This window comes from Schumannella sp. 10F1B-5-1 (assembly GCF_006517535.1).
Taxonomy (GTDB): domain Bacteria; phylum Actinomycetota; class Actinomycetes; order Actinomycetales; family Microbacteriaceae; genus Schumannella.
The window spans coordinates 1-283 of record NZ_VHQH01000257.1; the positions used below are offsets into that span (position 1 = coordinate 1).

The window sequence follows — 283 nt, forward strand, 5'->3', positions numbered from 1 at the left end:
CGGGATGAGCCTGCGGCAGGTGCTCGTGGCGATCGTCGCGGGCGTCGGACTGTCGGCCCTTCCGCTCGGGCTGGGGTCGCTCGCCGGGAAGTGGAGCGGTCAGCCCACGATGGTCGTGTCGCGCGCGACCTTCGGGTTGCTCGGCAACCTGGTGCCCGCCGTCCTGGCCGTGATCGGACGTGCGCTGTGGGGCGCGGTGCTGCTGTGGCTGCTCGCCGTGACGAGCGCGGCGCTGCTCGCACCGGACGCCGCCGACCCCGCGATCCCGGCGTTCATCGCCCTC

The 283-nt window shown here is 74.2% G+C and carries 1 protein-coding gene; it reads left to right on the forward strand.

Annotation, left to right across the window (positions count from 1 at the left end; all coding sequences use genetic code 11):
• A partial coding sequence (locus FJ658_RS15615; RefSeq protein WP_181408524.1) for a cytosine permease occupies positions 1-283 on the forward strand: 283 nt, incomplete at both ends.